Source organism: uncultured Mycobacterium sp. (assembly GCF_964249325.1).
In the GTDB taxonomy this organism is placed as follows: domain Bacteria; phylum Actinomycetota; class Actinomycetes; order Mycobacteriales; family Mycobacteriaceae; genus Mycobacterium.
This window is the reverse complement of record NZ_CAXUCH010000147.1, coordinates 1-930: the sequence shown is the minus strand read 5'-3', so window position 1 is coordinate 930 and position 930 is coordinate 1. Positions and strand designations below refer to the sequence as shown.

At 67.5% G+C, this 930-nt stretch carries 1 protein-coding gene and 1 pseudogene; both read right to left on the bottom strand.

The genetic code is table 11. From position 1 onward, the window contains the following. The coding region (gene tsf, locus ACFE99_RS16960) for a translation elongation factor Ts (RefSeq protein ID WP_375487313.1) at window positions 1-757 on the bottom strand (757 nt) is incomplete at its 3' end. A 13-nt stretch (window positions 758-770) separates the two neighbouring features. Further along, window positions 771-930, bottom strand: a pseudogene (locus tag ACFE99_RS16955) (30S ribosomal protein S2); the annotation flags it as partial.

Genomic DNA, 930 nt, shown 5'->3' with positions numbered 1-930 from the left:
CGGTCTTCTTGCTGTCCGAAACCGACGGCTGGTCGAGCAGCACGACATCCTTGAAGAATCCGCCCAGTCGGCCTTCCACGATCTTGGGCAGCGCCTGTTCCGGCTTGCCCTCGGCCTTGGCGGTTTCCTCGGCGATGCGGCGCTCATTGGCCACCACGTCGGCGGGCACGTCGTCACGGCTCAGATAGCGGGCCTTCAGCGCGGCGATCTGCAGCGCGACCGCATGCGCGGCCTCTTTGGCGGCGTCTTTGTCGGAGCCGGTGTACTCCACCAGCACACCCACCGCCGGCGGCAGGTCGGCCGACCGCTTGTGCAGATAGGTTTCGACGGTGCCGTCGAAAAACGCGACGCGGCGCAGCTCAAGCTTCTCGCCGATCTTCGCCGACAGCTCGGCGATGGCCTGCTCGACGGTCTTGTCGCCGACTTTGGCCGCTTTGAGCGTGTCGACGTCGGTTGCCTTCGAGGCCGCCGCGGCGGTGACGATCTGGTCGGCCAGCTTCTGAAACTCGGCGTTCTTGGCAACGAAGTCAGTCTCGGAGTTCAGCTCGATCAGCGCGCCGTCCTTGGCGGCGACCAGTCCCTCGGCCGTCGCCCGCTCGGCGCGTTTGCCGACGTCCTTGGCGCCCTTGATCCGCAGCGCCTCGACAGCCTTGTCGAAGTCGCCATCGGATTCGGCCAGCGCGTTCTTGCAGTCGAGCATGCCGGCGCCGGTCAGCTCCCGAAGCCGCTTGACGTCAGCAGCGGTGTAGTTCGCCAATGCTCAGCCTTTCCTATGAAGGGTCGGTGGTCTGTTCGGTTGCGGCGTCAGTCGCCGGTTGTGCCTGGGTGGCAGTCGGATCGGCGGCCGGCGCCGTCGCGGCGGCCAGCAGCTCTTGCTCCCACTCGGCCAGCGGCTCGGCGGCTTCGGCCTCCGGCTTGCCGTCGCCGCGG